General features: G+C 70.4%; 19 protein-coding genes. 10 read left to right on the top strand and 9 right to left on the bottom strand.

Annotated features, from left to right (window positions below):
- The first annotated feature begins 41 nt into the window (after positions 1-41).
- The 4 genes from ABZS61_RS17960 to ABZS61_RS17975 all read left to right on the top strand — a co-directional run bounded on the left by ABZS61_RS17960 (position 42) and on the right by ABZS61_RS17975 (position 5804).
- Positions 42-1511 (top strand): aldehyde dehydrogenase family protein, encoded by a 1470-nt coding sequence (locus ABZS61_RS17960; protein ID WP_356421417.1) that lies wholly within the window; start codon positions 42-44, stop codon positions 1509-1511.
- Positions 1512-1609: 98 nt separating this feature from the next.
- On the top strand, positions 1610-3163 hold the full coding sequence (locus ABZS61_RS17965) for an APC family permease (protein WP_356421817.1): 1554 nt from the start codon (positions 1610-1612) through the stop codon (positions 3161-3163).
- Entirely contained in the window at positions 3153-4724 is a 1572-nt protein-coding gene (locus ABZS61_RS17970; RefSeq protein ID WP_356421420.1) for a GMC oxidoreductase, read from the top strand. The genes ABZS61_RS17965 and ABZS61_RS17970 overlap by 11 nt, the downstream gene beginning before the upstream one ends.
- A gap of 165 nt (positions 4725-4889) precedes the next feature.
- Entirely contained in the window at positions 4890-5804 is a 915-nt protein-coding gene (locus ABZS61_RS17975; RefSeq protein WP_356421424.1) for an adenosine kinase, read from the top strand.
- 51 nt (positions 5805-5855) lie between these two features.
- On the opposite strand, the gene ABZS61_RS17980 is transcribed toward ABZS61_RS17975, so the two are convergent.
- A complete protein-coding gene (locus ABZS61_RS17980; protein ID WP_356421428.1) occupies positions 5856-7307 on the bottom strand; it encodes a PucR family transcriptional regulator in 1452 nt (483 codons plus the stop codon).
- Between the two features lie 104 nt (positions 7308-7411).
- Between ABZS61_RS17980 and ABZS61_RS17985 the strand changes: the two genes are divergently transcribed.
- The 4 genes from ABZS61_RS17985 to ABZS61_RS18000 all read left to right on the top strand — a co-directional run bounded on the left by ABZS61_RS17985 (position 7412) and on the right by ABZS61_RS18000 (position 11667).
- The gene (locus ABZS61_RS17985) at positions 7412-8947 is read left to right on the top strand and encodes a cytosine permease (protein WP_356421431.1); all 1536 of its coding nucleotides are present in this window, start codon (positions 7412-7414) and stop codon (positions 8945-8947) included.
- 78 nt (positions 8948-9025) lie between these two features.
- A complete protein-coding gene (locus ABZS61_RS17990; RefSeq protein WP_356421434.1) occupies positions 9026-9427 on the top strand; it encodes a nuclear transport factor 2 family protein in 402 nt (133 codons plus the stop codon).
- A gap of 16 nt (positions 9428-9443) precedes the next feature.
- Positions 9444-10883 carry a gamma-aminobutyraldehyde dehydrogenase gene (locus tag ABZS61_RS17995; protein WP_356421437.1) on the top strand — a complete coding sequence of 480 codons (1440 nt, stop codon included), beginning with the start codon at positions 9444-9446 and terminating at the stop codon, positions 10881-10883.
- 127 nt (positions 10884-11010) lie between these two features.
- Positions 11011-11667, top strand: coding sequence for a DUF998 domain-containing protein (locus ABZS61_RS18000; protein WP_356421440.1), 657 nt, complete (start codon positions 11011-11013; stop codon positions 11665-11667).
- A gap of 46 nt (positions 11668-11713) precedes the next feature.
- On the opposite strand, the gene ABZS61_RS18005 is transcribed toward ABZS61_RS18000, so the two are convergent.
- Both ABZS61_RS18005 and ABZS61_RS18010 read right to left on the bottom strand, forming a co-directional pair.
- Entirely contained in the window at positions 11714-12781 is a 1068-nt protein-coding gene (locus ABZS61_RS18005) for a ferritin-like protein (RefSeq protein WP_356421443.1), read from the bottom strand.
- A gap of 11 nt (positions 12782-12792) precedes the next feature.
- On the bottom strand, positions 12793-13083 hold the full coding sequence (locus ABZS61_RS18010; protein ID WP_356421446.1) for a hypothetical protein: 291 nt from the start codon (positions 13081-13083) through the stop codon (positions 12793-12795).
- 421 nt (positions 13084-13504) lie between these two features.
- On the opposite strand from ABZS61_RS18010, the gene panD reads away from it, so the two are divergent.
- Together panD and ABZS61_RS18020 are read left to right on the top strand one after the other, a co-directional pair.
- Positions 13505-13930 (top strand): aspartate 1-decarboxylase, encoded by a 426-nt coding sequence (panD, locus tag ABZS61_RS18015; protein WP_356421449.1) that lies wholly within the window; start codon positions 13505-13507, stop codon positions 13928-13930.
- 46 nt (positions 13931-13976) lie between these two features.
- Positions 13977-14333 carry a GNAT family N-acetyltransferase gene (locus tag ABZS61_RS18020; protein WP_356421452.1) on the top strand — a complete coding sequence of 119 codons (357 nt, stop codon included), beginning with the start codon at positions 13977-13979 and terminating at the stop codon, positions 14331-14333.
- Between the two features lie 342 nt (positions 14334-14675).
- Here ABZS61_RS18020 and ABZS61_RS18025 read toward each other — a convergent pair whose 3' ends face one another.
- The 6 genes from ABZS61_RS18025 to gndA form a co-directional block, all read right to left on the bottom strand.
- Positions 14676-15110: a MarR family winged helix-turn-helix transcriptional regulator gene (locus ABZS61_RS18025; RefSeq protein WP_356421455.1), complete on the bottom strand. Its 435-nt coding sequence runs from the start codon at positions 15108-15110 to the stop codon at positions 14676-14678.
- Positions 15107-15604: a MarR family transcriptional regulator gene (locus tag ABZS61_RS18030; RefSeq protein ID WP_356421458.1), complete on the bottom strand. Its 498-nt coding sequence runs from the start codon at positions 15602-15604 to the stop codon at positions 15107-15109. The genes ABZS61_RS18025 and ABZS61_RS18030 overlap by 4 nt, the downstream gene beginning before the upstream one ends.
- A gap of 36 nt (positions 15605-15640) precedes the next feature.
- Positions 15641-17026 (bottom strand): diaminopimelate decarboxylase, encoded by a 1386-nt coding sequence (locus tag ABZS61_RS18035; protein WP_356421461.1) that lies wholly within the window; start codon positions 17024-17026, stop codon positions 15641-15643.
- 72 nt (positions 17027-17098) lie between these two features.
- Positions 17099-17896 (bottom strand): family 1 encapsulin nanocompartment shell protein, encoded by a 798-nt coding sequence (locus ABZS61_RS18040; RefSeq protein WP_356421464.1) that lies wholly within the window; start codon positions 17894-17896, stop codon positions 17099-17101.
- Positions 17893-18966: a Dyp-type peroxidase gene (locus ABZS61_RS18045; protein ID WP_356421467.1), complete on the bottom strand. Its 1074-nt coding sequence runs from the start codon at positions 18964-18966 to the stop codon at positions 17893-17895. Before ABZS61_RS18045 ends, ABZS61_RS18040 begins: the two co-directional genes overlap by 4 nt.
- 101 nt (positions 18967-19067) lie before the next feature.
- Positions 19068-20510 carry an NADP-dependent phosphogluconate dehydrogenase gene (gndA, locus tag ABZS61_RS18050; protein ID WP_356421470.1) on the bottom strand — a complete coding sequence of 481 codons (1443 nt, stop codon included), beginning with the start codon at positions 20508-20510 and terminating at the stop codon, positions 19068-19070.
- Positions 20511-20559: the final 49 nt, after the last annotated feature.

A 20559-nucleotide genomic window follows, 5' to 3' on the forward strand; every position in this document is an offset into this window, starting at 1 on the left:
AACACTCCCTTCCTCTTCCTCGTGCGGGCCCGGAGGGACGCATGCCCGATCTGTTCATCGGGGGACGATGGAGCGCCGCGATCGAGGGCGGAACGCGTGCGATCCGCTGCCCTGCCGACGGCACCCCGGTCGCCACCGTCGACGAGGCGGGGCCGCGGGACGCCGCCGCGGCGGTGGCCGCGGCGCGTGAGGCGTTCGACCGGGGGCCCTGGCCGGGTACTCCGGCCGCAGAGCGCGGCCGACTGCTCCTCCGCGTCGCCGATCTGCTGGAACGGGACAAGGACGTGTTCGCCAGAGCCGAGACCCTGGACACGGGGAAACGGCTCGTGGAGAGCGAGTACGACATGGACGACATCGCGAACTGTTTCCGCTACTTCGGGAACCTGGCCGCTTCCGGCGGCACCGACCGCGTCGTCGACACGGGGGACCGCGGCATCGACAGCAGAGTGGTCCACGAACCGGTGGGCGTCTGCTCGCTGATCACACCGTGGAACTATCCTCTGCTGCAGACGGCCTGGAAGGTGGCCCCCGCGCTCGCCGCGGGCAACACCTTCGTACTCAAGCCCAGTGAACTGACGCCGCACACCGCGATCCTCCTGATGAAGGCGCTCACCGAGGCCGGACTGCCGCCCGGTGTCGCGAACCTGGTGCTCGGGGCCGGGGCCACCGCGGGCGCGCCGCTGAGCGAGGACCCGCGCGTGGACCTGGTCTCCTTCACCGGCGGCCTGGTTACCGGCCGGCTCATCATGGCGGCGGCCGCACCCACCGTGAAGAAGATCGCGCTCGAACTGGGCGGCAAGAACCCCAACATCGTGTTTGCCGACGCCGAGTTCGACACCGCGGTCGACTACGCGCTGATGGCCGTGTTCCTGCACGCCGGGCAGGTCTGCTCGGCCGGTGCCCGGCTGCTCGTACAGGACGAGCTGCACGACACGTTCGTCGACGAGCTGGTACGGCGCGCCAGGGCCATCCGGCTCGGCGGACCGTTCGACGAGGACGCCCGCAGCGGGCCGCTGATCTCGGCCGCGCATCGCGACAAGGTCGAGGCGTACGTGGCCGCGGGGCTGGCGGAGGGCGCCGTACTGCGCTGCGGCGGTGCCCGCCCCGACGACCCCTCGCTGCAGAGCGGCTTCTACTACCTGCCGACCGTGCTCGACGAGTGCACGCCGGACATGACGGTCGTACGGGAGGAGTCGTTCGGCCCGGTCCTGACCGTGGAGCGGTTCCGGGACGAGAGCGAGGCCCTCGCCCTGGCCAACGACACCGTCTACGGCCTGGCGGGGGCCGTCTGGACGCAGGACGGCGAGCGCGCCCACCGGGTGGCCGCCGGGCTGCGCGCAGGGACCGTGTGGATCAACGACTTCCATCCGTACGTGCCGCAGGCCGAGTGGGGCGGAATGAAGCAGTCCGGCGTCGGCCGCGAGCTGGGCCCGGCCGGTCTCGCGGAGTACCAGGAGGCCAAGCACATCTGGCGCAACACCGCAGCCCGGCCGCAGAGGTGGTTCGAGTGAGTCATTTTGAGCCGACAGGCCCGGACCCCACAGGTCCCGGCGCGACCAGTACGCCGCCCCCCGGCACCCGGGCCGACGGCACCCACGACGACGACTCGATCAACGAGCTCGGCTACAAGCCCGAACTCAAACGAACCCTGGGCAACTTCCACACCTTCGCCGCGGGCATCAGCTACATCTCGATCCTGACCGGCACCTTCCAGCTGTTCTACTTCGGCGTCAGCTTCGGCGGCCCGGCCTACTGGTGGTCCTGGCCCATGGTCTTCGCCGGCCAGCTGATGGTCGCCCTGTGCTTCTGCGAGCTCGCCGCCCGCTATCCGGTGGCCGGCTCGGTCTACAACTGGGCCAAGAAGATGGGTGGCCCGCACGTGGGCTGGCTCGGCGGCTGGATGATGATGACCGCCACCATGGTCACGCTCTCGGCCGTGGCGCTCGCCTACCAGATCACACTGCCGCAGATCGACAGCTGGTTCCAGTTCGTCGGCGACGGCACCGGCAAGAACGACGCGGCGGCCAACGCCGTACTCCTCGGCTCGGTCCTCATCCTCTTCTCCACCCTGGTCAACGCCTTCGGTGTGCAACTCATGGCCCGTATCAACTCGGCCGGCGTGTTCATCGAGCTGATCGCCGCGGTCGCCCTGATCATCTTCCTGGCGGCGCACATCACCCGGGGCCCCAGCACCGCCCTGACGGACACGTACGGGCTCGGTGAGGGGCGGACCCTCGGCTACTTCGGCGCGTTCCTTACCGCGTCGCTCGCGTCCGCGTACGTCATGTACGGCTTCGACACGGCGTCGTCGCTCGGCGAGGAGTCGCACAACCCGAGCCACAACGCGCCCCGTGCCATCCTGCGTGCGCTCGTCGCGTCGTTCATCATCGGCGGCCTGATCCTGCTCTTCGCGCTGCTGGCGGTGCCGGACCTGGCCGCGAAGGAGCTGTCGACGGGCGGCCTGCAGTACGTGGTGCTGGAGACGCTCGGTTCGACCATCGGTGAGGTCTTCCTGTGGTGCGTGGTCATCGCGATCACGGTCTGCGTGCTCGCCGTGCAGGCGGCCGGCATCCGGCTGATGTTCGCCATGGCACGGGACAACAACCTTCCCGCCGGTTCGGTACTGGCCAAGGTCAGCCCCCGCTTCCAGACCCCGGTGGTGCCTGCCGTCGTCATCGGCGTGGTGGGTGTCGTCATCCTGGTGATCAACGTCAACCAGCCGCAGATCTTCTCGGTGATCACGAGTATCGCGATCATCATGATCTACCTGGCCTACCTGATGGTCACGACCCCCATGCTGATCCGCCGTCTCCGAGGCACCTGGAAGCCCGCCGAAGGCAAGTTCTCGCTCGGCAGGTTCGGGCTCCCGATCAACATCGTCGCCGTGCTGTGGGGGGCGGCCATGTCGCTCAACCTCGCCTGGCCGCGCGCCGAGGTGTACAACGCGACGGGTGCGCAGCACTGGTATCTGCGCTGGGGCGCATTCCTCTTCATCGGCGTCGTCGCGCTCGGCGGCTTCGCCTACTACTGGTTCGTGCAGCGGCACAAGACCGGCGTACTCGAGGCCCACCGTACCGAGGTGCACGACACCACCCCGCCCGCAACACCGCGCGGTCAGCCACCCCCGCACCCCATGAATTCTGGAGACACCGATGCCGGCTGAGAGCCAACCGCAGGAGGAGTTCGACTACGTGGTGGTCGGCGGGGGCACGGCCGGCGCGGTCGTCGCAGCCCGGCTGTCCGAGGACCCGTCCGTCACCGTCTGCGTACTCGAAGCCGGTCCCTCCGACGTCGGCGACGACAACATCCTGCGCCTCGACCGGTGGATGGGGCTGCTGGAATCCGGCTACGACTGGGACTACCCGGTGGAGCCGCAGGACAACGGCAACAGCTTCATGCGGCACGCCCGCGCCAAGGTCCTCGGCGGCTGCTCGTCCCACAACTCCTGCATCGCCTTCTGGGCGCCGGCCGAGGACCTCGACGAATGGGGCGCCCTCGGGTGCACGGGCTGGAGCGCCGCGGACTGCTATCCGCTCTACCAGCGGCTGGAGACCAACGACGCACCCGGCGGTCACCACGGGCGCAACGGACCGGTGACCATCCGCACGATCCAGCCGAACGACCCCTGCGGAACGGCCCTGTTGGAGGCGTGTGCCGCGGCCGGAATCCCCACCACACCGTTCAACACCGGTACGACGGTCGTCCGCGGGGCGCACTGGTTCCAGATCAACGCCCGCCCCGACGGGACGCGGTCGTCCGCCTCCGTCTCCTACCTGCACCCGATTCTCGGCCGTCGACCCAACCTCGAGGTACGCACGGGGCTGCAGGCCAAGCGTCTGGTTCTGGATGCCGAACAGCGGTGCACCGGCGTCGAGTACCTGGCGCCCGACCTCATCCACACACGTACCGTCGGCGCCCGGCGCGAAGTCATCGTGTCCTGCGGCGCCATCGACGCGCCGAAGCTGCTGATGCTGTCCGGGATCGGCCCGGCGGAGCACCTGCGTGAGACGGGGGTGGAGGTACGCGTCGACTCACCGGCGGTCGGCGCCCACCTCCAGGACCACCCCGAGGGCGTGATCATGTGGGAGGCGCTGCAGCCCATGGTCACCACGTCCACCCAGTGGTGGGAGATCGGCATCTTCGCCGATACCGAATCCGGCCTCGACCGCCCGGACCTGATGTTCCACTACGGGTCCGTGCCCTTCGACATGAACACCTACCGGCGCGGATACCCGACCTCCGAGAACGCCTTCTGTCTCACCCCCAACGTCACCCGCGCCCGTTCCATGGGCACGGTCCGGCTGCGTACCCGTGACTTCCGCGACAAGCCACGGGTCGACCCGCGCTACTTCACGGACGAGCACGACGTACGGGTGATGACCCACGGGCTGCGGCTGGCCCGGGACATCGTCTCCCGGGCGCCGATGGCCTCCTGGGCAGGCACGGAGCTGGCGCCCGGGGCCGATGCCCGGACCGACGAGGAGCTGCTCGACTACATCCGCGGGACCCACAACACGGTCTACCACCCGGCGGGCACGGTGCGGATGGGTGCCACCGACGACCCCCAGGCCGCTCTCGATCCGCGGCTGCGTGTGAAGGGGGTGCGGGGTCTGCGGGTGGCCGACGCGTCCGTGATGCCGTTCCTGCCCGCGGTCAACCCGTGCATCACCACGATGATGATCGGGGAGAAGTGCGCGGACATGATCAGGGAGGACCGCGACTGATCCGGCACCCCTGCAACGAGTTACGGAAACTGTCTGCAAGACCTTGCTCGAACCGTGACGCCCTGCTTGACTCACCCGTCGGTGACCACAGTTGACGGCGCGTCCGGGCGACCGCGAGGACGTCGACGCCTCTCCTCGCCCCGCGTCAGGTTCGAGAGGAACGCCATGAACACCGAGACCGACGTGCTCGTCCTGGGAGGCGCAGGTGTGGACACGATCGTGTACGTCCCCGAGCTGCCGCTGCCCTACGCCGACAGCTACATGGTGCGGCCCGGCATCGAGACACGGGCGGGACAGACCGGGGACTTCGTCGCCCTGGGGGTGAGCGCGCTCGGTCTGCGGACCCATCACCTCGACATGATCGGCGACGACCACGCGGGCGACCTGGTGCGCGCTCTGCACAAGGACCGGGGCATCGCACTGACCGAGGTGCCCCTGCCCGGCGGCACCAAGCGGGCGGTCAACCTCGTCGGCCCCGACGGGCGGCGGCTGTCCCTGTACGACGACAGCCGCTCACGGGAGGCGGACCGGCTGCCGCCGGCGACAGTCCGGGCCCTGGCCGCCACGAGCCGCCACGCCCACGTCTCCATCACCTACCCGTGCGCCTTCGCCCTCCCCGAGCTGCGGGAGGCCGGCGTGACCATCTCGACCGACCTGCACAACTGGGACGGTGCCGACACCTACCACGAGGCCTTCGCGCACGAGGCGGACATCGTCTTCCTGTCCACCACCGCCCTGACGGACACGGAACGGACGATGCGCCGGATATCGGAGCGCGGCCGGGCCGGCGCGATCGTCGCGACCGCCGGGGCCGAGGGCGCGTACCTGCTGGCCGACGGGGAGCTGAGCCACATTCCGGCCGTCACACCCCCCGGACCGGTCGTCGACTCCAACGGTGCCGGCGACGCCTTCGCGGCCGGCTACCTCTTCGGCCGTCTGACCGGCGAGCCACCCCGGCGGTGCGCTCTCTACGGTGCGGTCGCCGGAGCCCACGCGTGCACCGTTCCGGCGACGCGGGCCGAATCCATCGGCCGGGACGACCTCCTCGCCCGGGTCGCCGAGTGCGAGGCAGCGGCATGACGGCGCGGCCGCCCGAGCACTAAGGTTCGCTCCTGCCCCGCCATGCGCCCCTCAGTCGGTGAGGCCCAGCGTTCCCGCTGCCTGGATCGCCAGCCAGACCTCGGCCAGGGCACCCGTCGACGCCAGGTCGCGCCGGGCGAGCGTGCCGAAGCGGCGCAGGCGGTAGGCGAGGGTGTTCGGGTGGATGTGGAGCGCCGCCGCGGCCGTCTCCGTACGGCGGTCGCGTTCCATCCAGGTACGGGCGGAGACCAGCAACTGCGAGTCGTGGGCCTCGTCGTAGCGCAGTACCTCGCCGAGCACGTGCTCGACCAGCGCGGTCAGGACAGCGGGGTCGTCGGGCAGCCACCGGCCCGTCGAGTCGTCGCCGTACCGAACGACGGGGCGGCCCGACTCCACGGCCTTGGAGACCGCCCAGAGCGCCTCACGCTGGGCCACCTTCAGCGCGGCGCCCGGCAGGAAGGGGCGGCTCATCCCGGCCGCCACGCCCGCCAGCTCGGCGACGGCCGCCGCCAGCTCCGGCGCTCCCAGCACGTAGCGGTCCTCGCCCCAGGTGAGCAGCAGATGGGGATGGTCCTCCAGGCAGCGCAGCAGTGCCTCGTCGGTGGTGCGGCGCACGACGAGGAGCACGGTGTCGCCCTCGATCGCGTGCCTGGCGAGCCTGCGGCGCGCCGCCTCCGGGTCGAGTACCTCCTGCAGCAGTTCGGCCAGCGTCTCCGCGCCCTCGCGGCGCAGGGTCTCGCGCTCGTTGCGCACCATCGCCAGGCGCAGCGCCGCCACGGTGGCGATGTGCTGGACGACCGCGAGTCCCGCGGGCTGGGCGCCCTGACGCTCGAACGCGACGAGGAAACCGACCGGGCCTCCGGGCGCGGGCACCGGGAGGACGAAGCCGCCCGGGATCGTCGGTGGAGCGTCGACGGAGGCGGGCAGGACCCCGGGATCAGGCGTGGGAACGCCGGGCAGGAGCGGGCGGCCCTGCGGCGTGCACAGGTAGACGTCGTAACCCGAGAGGCGTTCCAGGCGGCGTAGGAGTGCCGGTGTGTCGAGGTCCTCGGCGACCAGCCAGCGCAGCGAGCCGAACACCTGCAGCTGTGCGCCCAGCCGGTGCCTGGCGTCCTCCTGGACCGAGGCCGCGACCTCCTGGGCGACAGCGATGAACGGCACGGAGAGCGGCACCTCGAGAACCGGGAAGCCCCGCTCCTCGGCGGCCCGGAAGAACGCGTCGTGGAGCGGGGGCATGTGAAGCTGCGCGGAGAGCGCGAGAGCGGACACCCCGGCGTCGTCCAGCCGCTCCAGATAGGCGCGCTGCCCGGACGCTGTGCGGGGCACCGCCAGACCCGTCGTCATGATCATCTCGGCACCCAGGAGCCAGGGCGTCGGATCGGCGAGTTCGATGGGGTGTGCCCACGACACGGACCGGCCCAGACCGCTGCCGCCGGCCTTCACGGAGAGCTGGAGCGCCGGGAAGGAGAGCAGATCCTCGACGGTGAGTTTGTTGCTGGCCACAGACAAGAGCGTACTGCTCCGTGATCGGCACAGTTGTCTCAGCTCGTGTATGGGCCACACACTGTGGGACCGTCCCCACGCATGAACAGAAGGTGGAGCCACCCGTGACGACCTCGATCACCGAAATCGAGACCTATGGTGTCGAGCGGATCCCGGACGAGGACCGCACGGCCCGCCCGGTCGACCTCTTCCGGCTCGCCTTCGGCGGTGCCAACACCTTCGCGACCTGTGTGCTGGGCGCCTTCCCGATCCTCTTCGGCCTCTCCTTCTGGCAGGGGCTCGCGGCGACCGTCCTCGGCCTCGTCGCCGGCGCGCTGCTGCTGGCCCCGATGGCCCTGTTCGGCCCCGCCAACGGCACGAACAACGCCGTCTCCTCCTCCGCGCACCTGGGCGTGCACGGCAGGGTCGTCGGCTCGTTCCTCTCCCTGCTCACCGCCATCGCCTTCTTCTCGATCTCTGTGTGGTCCTCCGGCGACGCGCTCGTCGGCGGAGCGCACCGGCTAGTCGACCTCCCCGAGTCGGACATCACCTACGGCATCGCCTACGCCGTCTTCGCCGGGCTCGTCCTCGTCGTCTGCATCTACGGTTTCCGGTTCATGCTGCTGGTCAACAAGATCGCGGTGATCGCCGCGTCGGCCCTCTTCGTGCTCGGCGCCTTCGCCTTCGCGGGCGACTTCGACCCCGGTTACGCCGGGGTCTTCGCCTCCACCGCGGACCCGCTGTTCTGGCCGTCGTTCATCGGCGCCGCGCTGATCGTGCTGTCCAACCCGGTCTCCTTCGGCGCGTTCCTCGGCGACTGGTCCCGCTACATCCCGGCCGGTGCCCCGCGCCGCCGGGTGATGGGGGCCGCGTTCCTCGCCCAGATCGCCACCCTGCTGCCGTTCCTCTTCGGCCTGGCCACCGCGTCGATCATCGCGTCGAAGGCCGCGAAGTACGTCGACCCGGCCGCCCCCAACTACGTGGGCGGCCTGCTCGCGATCTCGCCCGGCTGGTACTTCCTGCCGCTCTGCCTGATCGCCCTGATCGGCGGCCTCTCCACCGGCACGACGGCCCTGTACGGCACGGGCCTCGACTTCTCCAGCGTCTTCACCCGCTTCAGCCGCGTCCAGGCGACCTTCTTCATCGGCGCCCTGTCCATCGCGTTCATCTTCGTCGGCCGCTTCGCGCTCAACCTCGCCCAGTCCATCTCCACGTTCGCCACGCTGATCATCACCTGCACCGCACCGTGGATGATCGTCATGGCGCTCGGGTACGTCACCCGGCGCGGCTGGTACGACGCGGAGGCGCTGCAGGTCTTCAACCGCCGCCAGCGCGGCGGCCGCTACTGGTTCACGAACGGCTGGAACTGGCGTGGCATGGCCACCTGGCTCGTCTCCGCCGTCGTGGCGCTCCTGTTCACGAACCTGCCCGGCCAGTTCGTCGGCCCGCTCGGCAACCTCGCGAACGGCACGGACATCTCGCTGCCCGTCGGCCTCGTCCTCGCGACCGTGCTCTACCTCGCCCTGCTCGCCGTGTTCCCCGAGCCGCGCGCCGTCTACGGACCGGCCGGCCCTCGCTTCGTCCGGGCGTCGGACGCCTCCGTGCCGCCGATCACCGGCGCCACCGAGGAGACCGTCACCGAGCCCGCCGCGGCCCACTGAACCCTCGATGACACCCCGTAACCGAAAGCCGGGCGTTCCGGCACCCCTCGACCGAACGCCCGTGACCAGGAGCTGTGCATGAGCACCACCACCGTCCAGGAAGTCCGGGCCGCCGCGGACGCGCTCGTCGCGGCCTTCGCCGAGGGCCGCCTCGACGACTACTTCGGCGCCTTCGCCCCGGAGGCGACATTCATCTTCCACACCACCCCGGAACGACTCGGCTCCACGGCCGAGTACCGCGCGCTCTGGGAGCAGTGGGTGGAGCAGGACGGCTTCCGGATCGTCGGCTGCACCTCGTCCGCGCCGCTGATCCAGCCCTTCGGCGACACCGCCGTCTTCAGCCACGACGTGGAGACCCGGGTCGCCACCGAGGCCGGCGAGGAGACGGTCAAGGAGCGGGAGACGATCGTCTTCACCCGCGCCGACGACGGCCGCTGGACCGCCGTCCATGAGCACCTGTCCGCCCGTACCGCTGCCTGAGCAGGAGAGACGTTCCATGAGCACCACGTTCCGCAACTACATCGACGGCGCACCCGCCGACGCCTCGGACGGTCGCACGCTCGACGTGGTGGACCCCGCCACCGGTGACGTCTACGCGACCTCCCCGCTCTCGGGGGCGGCAGACGTCGACGCGGCGATGGCCGCCGCAGCCGCGGCGTTCCCCGTCTGGCGCGACACCACACCGTCCGTGCGACAGCGCGCACTGCTGAAGATCGCCGACGCGATGGAGGCACGGGCCGATGACCTGGTCGCCGCGGAGAGCCGGGACACCGGCAAGCCGCTCCACCTCACCCGCAGCGAGGAACTCGCCCCCGCCATCGACCAGGTCCGCTTCTTCGCGGGCGCGGCGCGACTGCTGGAGGGCCGCTCGGCCGGTGAGTACATGGAGGGCCTCACCTCCATCATCCGCCGGGAGCCGGTCGGCGTGTGCGCGCAGGTCGCGCCGTGGAACTACCCCCTGCTGATGGCCGTGTGGAAGTTCGCCCCCGCGCTCGCGGCGGGCAACGCGGTGGTCCTCAAGCCCTCGGACACCACCCCGGCCTCCACGGTGCTCCTGGCCGAGATCATCGGCAGTGTCCTCGAGGAGCTGGACCTGCCCCGCGGAATCTTCAACGTGGTCTGCGGCGACCGTGAGACCGGCCGCCTGATGGTGGAGCACCCCACGCCCGCGATGGCCTCCATCACCGGCTCGGTACGCGCCGGCATCCAGGTCGCCCAGAGCGCCGCCAAGGACGTCAAGCGCGTCCACCTGGAGCTCGGCGGCAAGGCCCCGGCGGTCATCTTCGAGGACGCCGACCTGGCGAAGGCGGTCGAGGACCTGGTCATCGGCGGATTCTTCAACGCAGGCCAGGACTGCACGGCCGCGACCCGCGTCCTGGTCCACGAGTCCGTCCACGACGAGTTCGTCGCCGCGCTGGCCGAGGCGGCGGCCGACACGAAGACCGGCCCGGCGGACGACGAGGACGTGCTGTACGGCCCGCTCAACAACGCGGGCCAGCTGGCGCAGGTCAGCGGCTTCATCGAGCGCCTTCCCGCCCACGCCACGGTCGAGGCGGGCGGCCACCGGGTCGGCGACAAGGGCTACTTCTACGCCCCGACCGTCGTCTCCGGCCTCGAGCAGGACGACGAGATCGTCCAGAACGAGGTCTTCGGCCCGGTGATGACCGTCCAGTCGTTCACGGACGAGGCCCAGGCGCTCGAGTACGCCAACGGCGTCGAGTACGCGCTGGCCTCCTCGGTGTGGACGAAGGACCACGCCCGCGCGATGCGGATGTCGAAGAACCTCGACTTCGGCTGCGTGTGGATCAACACCCACATGGCACTCGTCGCCGAGATGCCGCACGGCGGATTCAAGAAGTCCGGCTACGGCAAGGACCTTTCGGCGTACGGCTTCGAGGACTACACCCGGATCAAGCACGTCATGACGTCGCTCTGACCTCCGCGAACCCGTCGCCCGCCCCGGCACTCCACCTGGGCGGGCGGTGCGAGGCCATATTGCTGAACGGCCTGTGGGGCAGCGTGTGCGCCGAGAACCGATGGACCGGATGTTCTACGGTGCTCCGATGCGCCGGTCCGTCCCTCGGTGGGTCCTGTTCTCCTCCGCATGCGCTCCGATTCTGCTGGTCGGCGGTTGGGCGATCTCGGCAGTGCTCCAGGGCCCCGACTACGATCATGCCTCGCGAACGATCAGCACCCTCGGGTCCAGGGGCGCCGACGGGTACTGGGTGATGACCCCGGCCCTGATCGCCTTGGGTGCCTGCCACGTGATCACTGCCTGCGGGCTGCGTTCTGCAGCACTTCCCGGACGTGTGGCGCTGGGTGGGGGCGGCGTGTCGGCGATGCTGCTGGTGCCGTTCCCGGCTCCGAACAGTGGGGGCTCGCTGGACCACGGCGCCGTCGTGGCGGTCGGCTTCTCGCTTCTCGCGGTGTGGCCGGTCCTGGCCGTGCGGCGCGGGGCCGCAGCCCCGGGCGGAGTGAGCGGGCGGCTTCCGACGGCCGCGCCGCTGGGCAGGAGCGCGCCATGGGGTCTGCGTCCCGGGCCGTCGCTGATGGCGAGCGTGCTGATGTGGCTGGGCGGCGGCTGGTTCCTGATGGCGCTGTTCGTGCACGACACCGCCGGAGCCGCCGAACGCGTCCTGACGTTCGCGCAATCGTTCTGGCCCCTGGTGGTGGTCGTCTCATGCGTCCGGCAGGACGACCGCGACGAGGAGCCGGCGTGAGGGCGGATGCGTATGCCGGTCGACCTCCGGCGAGCCGTTCGAGCCGCTACGGAGCCGGCCTGTAGAGGAACTGCGGGCCGTAGGTCTTGCCGCTGCCGTCGGGCAGAGGACGTTCCATCAGGGTTCGGCTCGGCACCTCCAGGGCGCGCATCTGACCGACGGACTGGTTCAGCAGGTTCCTGGCCGCGATGGGTGTATCCGCCTGCCAGGCCGCTTCGAGGAAGCGCAGCATGGCGCTGTACGCGCGGTCGACGGCGTCGAGGTCGTCCTTCGTGGCGGGGTCGGGTGCCAGGTCGCCCGCCCATCCGCCGGCCGGGACCACACCCATGGGCAGGACCCGTGGCATGGGGATCTCCGGCCCGGTGAACTCCCACCGGTCGGGGTCCTCGGCGGTTCTGACCAGCTCGCGGCCGTGGAAGATCTCCTGGAAGACGTAGAAGTGGGCGAGTTCGCCGGACTCTCCGGGGTGCGGGTTCTGCGGGGATGTGGACGTGCCCTCGCCCTGCTCCTTGATCACGTCGAGGGCCGTCTCGACGTCAGTGAGGGACATGAGCGGAACGATGCTGTTGCCCTGCCCGTGGTGCGACATCTGCCTCGTCAGCTGGTGGCCACCGGTGATCAGCTCCGGATGGCGCCTGAACGCTTCCTGGATGGCGGTGTAGAACGCTCCGATCGAGGTGTGCGCCCCCGCCCTCGTCAGCGGCTGCTCGGGCTTTTCGATGTCTGCGTAGAGAGCGAGCGACTCCTTCGTCAGCCCGCTCAGATACACGGTCAGTTCGGGCCGAACGCCGCCCGGCAGGGGGCCGGGATAGACGGGGACCAACTGGGCGTCCGCGAGACGGGGGGTCCCGCCGATGGTGGTCAGCAGATTGCCCGCGAGCCCGAGGTGCGACATCTCGTCGAAGACGACCCGTCGCACGGCCTCGGACACGCGCTTGCCCGCGAAAGGGTCCTCGATGGACCACAGACCGCACAAGTAGGGTGGCAACGTGGCGAGTTCGAGCAGGACGGCCTGCTGGAGGGCGTCCTTCAGCCAGTCGGCGTCGCGGTGTTCCGCGGGTTCGTCGAGCAGTTGGACGATCCGGTCGCTGCGGGAGCCGGAAATGGTGCTCATGGCAAGACCTCTCAGCAGGATTTTCCACCCGGCCAGCCGAAGAACAGGTAGGTGCCCCGGTCGAACGACGTCGAGTTGTCGGTGATCTCCAGCGGGTACCAGGGCCCGGTGACCGGCCCCGTGTGCGCCGAAGAGCAGTGGACCGCGCTGCCGCCGACCCGGTCGAGCGTGTCGACGGGCAGGTGGCGGCCTTCCTCATGCGTGGCCTGGCCTCGGTGCTCCGGACGGGCGGCCGGCCGCCGATGGGCGGGCCTTGGACCGGCCGCATCCCATAACCACCAGATTCTCACGAAGAGGTCCATCGTGCATCCGAGTGACTGTCCAACCGCCCGACGGCGAGGGACGGTTGAACATGGAAGGTGTTGCCGCCACCCGACGTACGCGGCGACGAACATGGCCCTCTACGGGCTACCCTCTCCGGTCGCGTCGCCGCCCTCATGTCGTCCGCCAGGCCGTCCGCAGGCCGTCCGAGGACGCCGGTGGTCGGCCTCGGCCTGGGCGTCGGAACGCGGGGTGCGTAAGCTTGGCCCGTCGTCGCGGGGTGAGGTGGAAGGTGCTTTCAGCCCTCTGTACTTGCCTGGTGATGCGTCAGTGGAGGCAGTAAGCGATCAGCGACGTCCCGGAGCTTGCGGCGAGAGCTGGTCGTGCGCGCACGTCATCAGGTAAGGAAACGCCCCTGACCTGCAAAAAGCAGGCGGGGAGCTGATAGTCGGGAGCACCGCTGTGTTGCGTACCATGTTCAAGTCGAAGATCCACAGGGCCACGGTGACCCAGGCCGACCTGCACTACGTCGGATCTGTGACGGTTGATGCCGACCTGATGGACGCCGCGGACCTGCTTCCCGGCGAACTCGTCCATATTGTGGATATCGACAACGGTGCCAGGCTGGAGACGTACGTCATCGAGGGTGAACGGGGTTCCGGCGTCATCGGGATCAACGGTGCGGCCGCCCACCTCGTGCACCCCGGTGATCTGGTCATCCTCATCAGTTACGCCCAGGTCGACGACGCCGAGGCTCGTGCCCTCACGCCGAGCATCGTGCATGTCGACGCGGACAACCGTGTGGTCGCCCTGGGTACGGACGCCTCGGCACCTGTGCCGGGCACCCGCACCGAGCGCAGCCCGCACGCCGTTCCCGCGCGCGGCTGACGCCGCCCGATCCGCCCGCGTCCTACCGGTTCGAGGAGTACCCGCCATGGCAGCAGGAGACACCGCAGTCGAGATCCGGGACGACCGGGAACACGGCAGGCTGGTGGCGTACGAGGGCGGAGAGGCCACCGGGGTCATCGCGTACTTCGTGATGCATCCCGAGCCCGGGGCCCTCGTCGCCGTGCACACCGTCGTTGAGCCGGAGCACGCGGGCAAGGGTATCGGGGGCGCCCTGGCCACCGAGTTCTACGCCATGGCCGCACGCGAGGGCGTTCCCGTCGTACCGCTCTGTCCGTACGTCGCCAAGTGGGCCCGGCGTCATCCCGAGCAGGCGCCGGAGGCCCCCGAAGAGCTGGCCCAAGGGGCGAAGGGGCAGCTCGAGTCTCATCCCGAGCTGCTCTGACCCCCTAGGACCCGGACGGGCCGCACGGTCCGTACGTATGGACTCGGCAGGCGCGGGCAGCCGCACGGGGAGACGGTGGAGATGAGATCCACTCCGCCTTTCGCTGCTGTTTGGAGGCTCGAGATGACCCACCCGTACCCCGACCCCGTACCGCCCGCGCCGACGCCGCCGCCCGTGCCGGGGCCGCCGACGCCGGTGCCGTCACCGCCGCCCGTGCCGCCGGGCCCGGTGCCGCCCGGTCCTGCCCCGGATCCGATTCCGACGCCGCCGAGCCCGAACCCGGAGCCCGTGCCCGAGCCGGAACCCTCGCCGCAGCCCGCGGGATGAGCCGCAGGCGTCGCGTCACCCGGCGGCCAGTACCGCGTTCGCCCGCTCCGTGACCGCGGCCAGGACGCGTCCGGCCGTGGCCAGGTCCTCGGCGGGCAGGTCCGCGTAGAGACCGGCGGTGATTTCGGCGGTCCCGGTCCGGATGTCGTGCTGGAGGGCGCTGCCGCTCGTCGTGAGGGCCAGGCGGGAGCTCGTGTCCGTGAGGAGTCCGGACGCGATGAGCGTGTCGATCGCCGCCGTGGCCGTGTCCCTGTCGACCTTGAGGGTGTCGGTCATGCGGTCGGTGAGCCGGCCCCGCTGCGTCGCGCCGCCCTCATCGGCGATGGCGTTGAGCGCCACCGCCTGGTGGAACGTCATTCCGGACCGGGCCAGCACGCTCTCGAGCACGGCTCGCGTGGCGTAGTGGGCCCTGCCGATGATCTGGCCGTTGACGGCGACGGTGCTGGTCATGACTGCTCCTTGGAGGTGGATGGCTCGTCCAGCAGCGCCGTCAGCGTCCGGGTGAACGCCTGGGCCCCCGATCCGCCCAGCCCGCCCAGCGGCGCCAGCAGCCGCTCCATGAGCTCCTGGACGACCTCGACCGCTCGCAGGGCGACCGCGCTGCCCTCGTCCGTGAGGGCCAGCTGGACCGCCCGGGTGTCGGCCGGGTCGGGCGTTCGCTCCACCAGGCCGGCCGTCTCCAGGGAGCGGGCCAGCTTGGAGACGTACAGGGGTTCGAGGCCTGTGTGGTCCGCGAGGCGGCGCTGGCTTGGGCGTTCGCCGGAGCTCTGCATGCCGTGGAGCGACCCCATCAGCGAGTACTGCGCGTGGGTGAGGCCCAAGGGGGCCAGTGCCCTGTCCACGGCGACGCGCCACTTCATGGAGAGGCGCCAGACGAGGAACCCGGGCGTCGGCCCTTCGGGGGTGCTGCTGGAGGGTGCGCTGCTCGGGGGAGTGCTGCTCATGAGAATTAATGTACATGGATATTATGTACATGGCTATTATATTCTCTGGACTCCCGTACTCAGGCCCACCAGCGCGGCGGCATGGCCCAGCCCGCTCTCCGCCGCCACCGAGTCCAGCGACTGCGCGTCCCGGACCGGAGCGAAGCGCACACCGTCTCCGCCGGGTTGGTCGACGAAGCCGTACACGGCCGGACGGGGCAGGCTGTTGTAGGCCCAGTGGGTCGAGAAGTAGTACGCCCCGGTGTCGTACAGGACCACGAAGTCGCCTTCCCGCAGCTCGGGCAGCTCCCGGGCGTGAGCCACGACGTCCCCGGCGAAGCAGCAGGGCCCCGCGACGTCCTGGACCATCGGCGGCCCGGTCCGGGGGCGGCCCTCGCCGTCGAAGGCGCCGACCCGCAGCGGCCAGGCCTCGGGCATGAAGACCGTGCGCGTCGCGATCTGCGCCCCCGCGTGGGTGAGCGCGATACGGCGTCCGCCCGCATCCTTCGTGTACTCCACGCGCGCCCCGATGAAACCGTTCTTGGCGAGCAGGGACCGGCCGAACTCGGTGACCAGGGCGTACCGGCCGTCGAACAGGCCGGGAACCTCCGCGCGGAGCGCCGCGACATAGTCGGCGAAGGAGGGGCGGACCGTGTCGTCCTCGAAGTTGACGGGCAGCCCACCGCCGATGTCGATGCCGGTGATCTGCTGGGTTCCCACCGACTCGTTGATCTCCTCGGCCAGCCGGTAGGTCTCGGCGATGCCCTCCGCGATCAGTTCGAGCGGGCAGCCCTGCGAGCCGACATGAGCATGCAGCCGGGTCAGCCAGGGACGCTCGACGAAGGCCTGTACGACCTGCTTGCGGACGCCCGGATCACCCAGGGCGACACCGAACTTCGATGTGTCGGTGGCTGTGCTCATCGCCCCGATGGAACCGCCTCCCACCTGCGGATTGATCCGCAGTCCGATCACGGACGCCGATCCGGTCGAACGCAGTTCCCCGATACGGCGGAGCTCGGGGAAGCTGTCGGCGTTCACGGCGACGCCGAGGTACAGGGCCAGCCGGAGCTCGTCGCGGGTCTTGGCGGGCGAGTCGAGGACGATCTTCGCCGGGGCGAATCCCGCCTCGACGGCGAGCCGCAGCTCGCCGGGGCTCGCCACCTCGCACCCCATGCCGCAGTCGGCGAGCAACCGCAGCACGGGGACCAGGGACGCGGCCTTGGCTGCGAAGGTGTGCAGCACCCGCACGCCGGGGACGGCCGCGAAAGCGTCGTGCAGCGCGGCCACCGAGTCGCGCACGCCGTCCGCGTCGATGAAACCGGCGACGGGCTGTTCCTCGCTGAGCAGACCGTCCGCGACCGCCCGGCGGATCGCCTCGGTGAACCTGAGGGAGGACGGGGTGCGCAGGGGATCCGTTTCGCTCACGGAAGTTGTCGGCGTCATACGGCCAGTGTCGGTCCTGCGCGGGCCCGGGGCATGCGATTGCTCCTGACCGCCGGTTCCGGACACGCGAGGTCAGGCGATGAGCCCGATCACGGCCTCGGGCGTCAGCATCCGGAAGGTGAAGGCCTGATGGAAGTAGAGCCGGATGTCCGTGGCGTCGTGGTCCAGGTACCCGATGGACAGGTCCTGGCCCAGACACAGTTCGAAGTCGCCGCCGCGGGTGGACAGCAGGACACCGCCCTTGACCGCGGGCGCCCACAGGATCGGTTCGTCGAGCACCCGGGCCAGATGGGTGGCCACCGGATAGCCGTGGTCGGATGTCTCGGTGGCCTCGGTGAACGCGTCGGCGCCGAGCAGCAGCCGGTACGGTCCGTCGACACCGGCCAGCCGCAGCCGGGTCAGTGCCTGGCTCACGGCGGCCGGATAGTCCCGGGCGTCGGCGGGCAGCGCGAGAGGGGTGTGCGAGGAACCGTCCCGCAGGCCCGTGATGCCGGCCGCCGCGTACCCGTCGATGACGGCCATGTCCTCGGCGAACGCGCAGGTGCGGGCCGCGTCCTTGACGGCCTGCCAGTCGCTGTCCTCGGAGCCGCGTTCCACGTCGTCGACGGCCGCCCGGGTCACCGTGAACGGCACCCGCCACTCGATGACGGGCGTGGAGGTGCGGGCGCGGGCGATCACGTCGGGGGTGGGCGGGTCGATGTCGCGCAGGTGCCCGTCGCCGATGGCGGCCAGGCCGGGACCCTCCGGGTCGTGAACGTCCACCACGCGGCGGCCGGCCACGTGGCGGCTGAAGGTGCGCCGGGCTTCTTCTTCGATCTGCTCCCAGGCGGCGCCGGTGACGGGGGCCAGTTCGCGGTGGAGGTTGTTCATCTCGGGGCGCTTTCTTGCAGGCTGCCGATGCGCAGCGAACCGTCACCGACCGCGGCGGCGGACGAGGACTGCGGTACCGGCGCGGACACCGGCTCCGACAGGGCCTCGGAACCGGCGGGGGCGGGCAACGGCGGAGGGGCGTCGAGGAAATCGGCGCTGGGGGCGTGGAAGAGCGTGCCGGTGACCGCCGTGGAGAAGTCGAGGATGCGGTCGTGAGTGCCGGGCGGGCTGCCGAGGAACATGTTGCGGAGCATCTGCTCGGTCACCCCGGGATCGGCGGCGTACCCGATGAAGTACGTGCCGAACTCGCCCCGTTCGAAGCTTCCGAAGGGCATGTTGGCGCGCAGGATGTCGTGTTCGGTGCCGTCGGGGTCGGTGATGGTGTTCAGCGCGACATGGGAGTCGGCCGGCTTGACGTCGTCGGCGAGCTCGACGTCGCTGAACTTGGTGCGGCCGATGATCCGTTCCTGCTGCTCGGTGCTGAGACCGTTCCAGCCGGTCAGGTCGTGGAGGTACTTCTGCACGATGACGTAGCTGCCGCCCGCGAAGGCGGGATCGTCCTCGCCGACCAGGGCCGCCGCCAGGGCGTCCTTGCCCACGGGGTTCTCCGTACCGTCGACGAAGCCGAGCAGGTCCCGGTGGTCGAAGTAGCGGAATCCGTGCGCCTCGTCGACGACCTGCACCGCGCCGCCCAGCCTGCTGAGCAGCTGGGACGCCCACTCGTAGCAGACGTCCATCGTTTCCGCCCGGACGTGGAACAGCAGATCGCCGGGGGTGGCCGGAGCATGATGCAGCGGACCCCGCAACTCCTGGAACGGATGCAGGCGTGCCGGCCTGGGGCCCGAGAACAGCCGGTCCCAGGCGTCCGAGCCGAAACCCGTCACGCACGCCAGCCCGGCGCTCGGTACCCGGAAGCCGATCGAGCGGGCGAACGCGGCGAGATCGGGCAGCACCTCACGTACCGCGGATTCGCCCCCCGGCTCGATCGTGGCGACCAGGACCAGCGCGGCGCTGGTCAGCGGCGTGACGACGGGCTGGACGACGACGGGATCCGGGACGGCCTCGGGCATGCGCGCACTCCGTGGGCTGGTGGCAGGGCTCCCTGCCACTAGTCCACAGCCCCGCCCCGGCCGCACTCCGGGCGGTCCGGCCGGGCGAAGGCGCCGTCCTGTCAGCCGGTGGCGGTCTCCGACCTGTCGCCGCCCCAGAGCGTGTGGAACGAGCCCTCACGGTCCGTGCGCCGGTAGGTGTGCGCCCCGAAGAAGTCGCGCTGGCCCTGGGTGAGCGCCGCCGGCAGCCGGTCGGCGCGCAGCCCGTCGTAGTACGAGAGCGCCGCGGCGAAACCGGGGGTCGGCACACCCTGGCGCACGGCCTCGCCGATCACCGAGCGCCAGTCGTCCTGCGCCGCACCGATCTCCTCGGCGAACTGCTTGTCGGAGAGCAGACTCAGCAGGTCAGGTCGGGTGTCGTAGGCCGCCCGGATCCGGTCCAGGAAAGCGGCGCGGATGATGCAGCCGGCCCGCCAGATCGCCGACACCGCCCCGAGATCGATGTCCCAGTCGTAGGCGTCACTGCCGGCCCTGATCTGGTGGAATCCCTGCGTGTACGAGACGATCTTCGAGGCGTACAGAGCCTGCTCGACCCGGTCGGCGAAGGCCGCTGCGTCCGCCTCGTCCAGTGGGGAAGCGGACGGTCCCGGCAGCTCACGGGCCGCCTCGCGCAGATCGGCGTGCCCCGACAGGGAGCGGGCGAAGACGGCCTCGGCGATCCCGGAGACCGGCACCCCCAGGTCGAGCGCGATCTGCACGGTCCAGCGGCCGGTGCCCTTCTGCTCCGCCCGGTCCTGGACGATGTCGACGAAAGGCCTGCCCGTCGCCTCGTCCGTGTGGGCGAGCACCTCGGCCGTGATCTCGATCAGGTAGGAGTCGAGGCGCCCCGTGTTCCAGCTGCGGAAGGTCTCCGCGATCCGGGCGGGGGAGTAGCCCGCGACGGTCCGCAGCAGGTCGTACGCCTCCGCGATGAGCTGCATGTCCGCGTATTCGATGCCGTTGTGGACCATCTTCACGAAGTGCCCGGCGGCGTCCGGCCCGATGTGGGTGGTGCACGGCGAGCCGTCCTTCGCCTTGGCGGCGATCTTCTCCAGCATCGGCCCCAGTGACGCATAGGACTCCTCGGAGCCGCCCGGCATGATGCTCGGCCCGTTCAGCGCGCCCTCCTCGCCGCCGGAGATGCCCACGCCGACGAAGTGGATCCCGCGTTCGCGGAGCTCCTTCTCGCGGCGACGGGTGTCCTCGAAGTGGGCGTTGCCGCCGTCGATGATGACGTCGCCGTCCTCCAGGAGCGGGGCGAACTCCTTGATCACGGCGTCCGTCGGCTCACCCGCCTTGACCATGATCACCAGACGGCGGGGGCGTTCCAGGGCGGCGACGAACTCCTGTGGGGTGTGCGCGGCGACGAATGTGCCCTCCTGGCCGAACTCCTCGACGAGGGCGTCGGTCTTCGCGGTGGTGCGGTTGTGCACGGCGACGGTGAAGCCGTTGCGGGCGAAGTTCCGGGCGAGGTTGCGGCCCATCACCGCGAGTCCTGTGACGCCGATCTGCGCAGTGCCGCTCATATGGGTGCTCCTGCAATCTGTTCGGGGATGCCGGTCTGGGATACGGGTT

This window comes from Streptomyces sp. NPDC005566 (assembly GCF_040605575.1).
In the GTDB taxonomy this organism is placed as follows: domain Bacteria; phylum Actinomycetota; class Actinomycetes; order Streptomycetales; family Streptomycetaceae; genus Streptomyces.